Annotated in this window: 4 protein-coding genes; all 4 read left to right on the top strand. The window is 58.8% G+C overall.

The genetic code is table 11. From position 1 onward, the window contains the following. On the top strand, positions 1 to 447 hold a 447-nt coding region (locus tag WFP39_RS15145), incomplete at its 5' end, for a 2,5-dihydroxypyridine 5,6-dioxygenase NicX family protein (protein WP_473829101.1). Between the two features lie 24 nt (positions 448 to 471). Next, entirely contained in the window at positions 472 to 1,107 is a 636-nt protein-coding gene (locus tag WFP39_RS15150) for an isochorismatase family protein (protein ID WP_336920666.1), read from the top strand. A gap of 42 nt (positions 1,108 to 1,149) precedes the next feature. Further along, positions 1,150 to 2,322: an FAD-dependent oxidoreductase gene (locus WFP39_RS15155; RefSeq protein ID WP_336920667.1), complete on the top strand. Its 1,173-nt coding sequence runs from the start codon at positions 1,150 to 1,152 to the stop codon at positions 2,320 to 2,322. A 7-nt stretch (positions 2,323 to 2,329) separates the two neighbouring features. Further along, positions 2,330 to 3,300, top strand: a 971-nt coding sequence (locus tag WFP39_RS15160; RefSeq protein ID WP_336920668.1) for an alpha/beta hydrolase family protein, incomplete at its 3' end; no start/stop codon positions are given.

Raw genomic sequence — 3,300 nt, forward strand, 5'->3', positions numbered from 1 at the left:
GCTCGCCAGAAACTTCCTATCCGCCGTATGCCTTGCCGCCGCCGTGGCTTTCTGGCTCTGATTGAGTCTCGACCCTACACAATCGAAAAAGGATGGGTGACCGATATACGCGGCGGACTGGAGGCCGAGCTGGTCAAGTCCTACATGGCGCAGTTTGGTGATGAACGCGGCTTCGGCATGAGCCACATCGGTTGGGGGATGAACCCCGATGCGAAGTGGCACGCGATGACACCGGGCGAATTCCCCGGCGGAATGGGCATGGAGCCGCGCAGCTATCTGGGCAACGTGCTCTTCTCGACAGGACCGAACAACGAACTGGGAGGCAGCAACGATACCGCCTGCCACCTCGATATCCCAATGCGCAATTGTTCGCTGTTCCTCGATGACGAAGCGATCGTCCTGGATGGCCAGATCGTGCCGAAGGAAATTCAGTTCGAGCGCACTTGAGACCCAGGAAGACCGAGACCCCAGATGAGCAATCAAGAGGAAATCTACGATCAGGCAGGGTTCGGCAGGCCCGTTCCACGCGGCCACAGACCCGCCGTTATTGTCGTGGATTTCTCCTATGGCTTCACCGACACCCAATATCCAACCGCCGCGGACATGTCGGATGAGATTTCCAACACGCGCAAAATTACCGACCTCGCCCGCGCGATGGGATTTCCGGTGATCTATACGACCATCGCCTATCAAGCGGCGGAGCTGGACAGGCTGGCATGGCTTAGAAAATCGGAAGGCATGAAGGCCCTGCTCCAAGGGTCCCGTCTGGTGGAGATCGATGCGAGGACCGGTATCAGCCCGCAAGACAGCATCGTTGTGAAGAAGGGTGCATCGGCATTTTTCGGCACCAACCTGGCGGCATTCCTCGCAAGCGCCCAGGTCGACACCGTGATTATAGCCGGTGCAACGACATCGGGATGCGTGCGAGCGAGCGCCGTTGATGCCGTGCAGGCGGGCTTCAACGTGCTGGTCCCGCGTGATTGCGTGGCAGATCGCGCGCGCGCGCCGCACGACCACAACCTTTACGATATTCAGCAGAAATATGGCGACGTCACCGATTGCGACGATTTGTTGCAGTGGCTGGCATGCTTGGACGCTGGATGTTGAAGAGTTAACCGTTCGAAAAAGAACAAAGAAGGAAACTTGGGCATGACGAAACACATCGTGATTGTTGGCGCGGGCCCTGCCGGCATGCTGACTGCAATTGGACTTGCCAAAGCCGGAAGCCGCGTGACGATCGTCGAGGCCAACGACCACTTCAACGATTCACCACGCGCCGTTGCCTACCACCATCCGGTCCTGCCCCACCTCGACAAACTAGGTGTGCTGCAGGATTGCGTGGAAGAGGGATTCTTGCGGCAGAAGTATTCCTGGCGTATCCATGAAACCGGAGAGATGATCTTCTGGAGCCTGGCTTGCCTCGATGGCATTGCCCCCTTCCCCTACACGCTGCACCTTCATCAGGGAAAGCTGTCGAAGGTTCTCGCCCGGCATCTGGACAAGCTGGACAATGTGGAGATTCGGTTCTCGACCAAACTGGTAGGCTGCACCCAGGACGAAGGTGGGATCAAGGCCAGCCTGGAAGGCCCGAACGGCCCGGAAACGCTTGAAGGTGATTATCTGATCGGTGCGGATGGTGCGACCAGCACTGTTCGCAAGGACATCCTTGGCTACAACTTCTTCGGCATCACATGGCCCAAGCGCTATGTGGCGCTGAATGTGAATATCGACCTCGACAAGTTCGGCTTTGCCAAGGTGGCCATGCAGATGGACCACGAGCACGGTGCCGTTATCTGCAAGCTGGGCCAACCGGATTTCTGGCGCATCACCTTCATGGAAGATCCAGAGCTGCCACTGGAGAGTCTGCGCCAGAGGATCGACGAGGTCATGGTCGATCACGTTCCCCACGATGGCTATGAGATCAAGGACTATGCTCCCTATCGCATGCACCAGCGTGTTACGGATCGGATGCGCGAAGGGCGCATACTGCTGGTAGGCGATTCCGCGCATGTCACCAACCCGACCGGTGGGTTGGGCCTGACCGGCGGCATGTTCGACGCTTTCGCCCTGATCGAGGCCCTCAATCGCGTGATCCACGATGGAGCCGGCGATGACATGCTTGAATTCTATGAGCGGGACCGGCGACGTGTGTTCATTGAGCACACCTCTCCGCGCGCAAGCGACAACCTGCGCCACCTCTACTACACCAAGCCTGGCCAGACGAAGGACGAATGGATCGCCTGGGCACGAAAGGTGGCCAAGGATGAAGACCTGATGCGCCAGCAGTTGGGCTTCACCGAGATCATGGAAAGCAAGTTCTGACCTGAGCATGGCATGTTACGAACTTGCGGCCCTGGGCGGCCGGTTTCTCACAACCGGTCGCCGCTTATGCGGTGAGAAAACCTATCCCGAAGTTTCCGCATTCGTACAATATTTCATCCCGGAAAACCCCAAGGACCTGTCCGTAACCTTCGTTCATGGCGGCGGCGGTCAGGGCAATGAATTCCTCTCGACCTCCGATGGAAGGCCGGGTTGGGCGCAGATCTTCCTGCAGCGCGGCTACCCGGTCTATATTCTGGACCGCCCAGGCCATGGCCGCGCAGTGTGGAATGATCATGTGCTCGGCCCATCGCTGCCCCCGCCAGATTACGAAAGCCTGTACCCACGCTTCGTAGATGTCTCTTCCGCACCAGCCTGGCCGGGTGCAGAAAAGCACAGCCGCTGGCCACAAGACCCTTTGGCCGGGGATCGCTTCATGGCCAGTCAGGGCCCCATGGCCACCTCGCTGGAAGCCAGCCAGCGGCATGTAGAGGCGATTGCTCCCGAGCTATTCGCCATGACCGGGCGAACAATCCTTGTCACGCACTCGGCCGGTGGACCATGCGGTTGGGCGCTCGCGGCAATGGGCGGAGATGCCGTGGAAGCCATCCTCGCCATCGAGCCTCTGGGCCATCCCGGCCTTGAGCATGCTTTGGGTACATTCCGTGACGGCCTGGTAGTCGCTCCACTGGCGGGCGGTTGCGACCCGTTTGACAGGCCAATTGCGATTGTGACTGGTGAGGCAACATGGATGCAGGAGCAGAATGCCAAGGCAGCCATGTTCCTCTTGGACAAGGGATATCCCGTGGAGCATATCCGCCTTGAAGAACGCGGCATAACCGGGAACGGCCACATGATGATGTCGGAAACCAACAGCGATGAGATTGCAAAATTGCTCATCGACTGGCTAGGGTCGAGACTCAATCAGAGCCAGAAAGCCACGGCGGCGGCAAGGCATACGGCGGATAGGAAGTTTCTGGC

This window comes from Alteraurantiacibacter lauratis (assembly GCF_037154155.1).
GTDB lineage: Bacteria > Pseudomonadota > Alphaproteobacteria > Sphingomonadales > Sphingomonadaceae > Alteraurantiacibacter > Alteraurantiacibacter lauratis.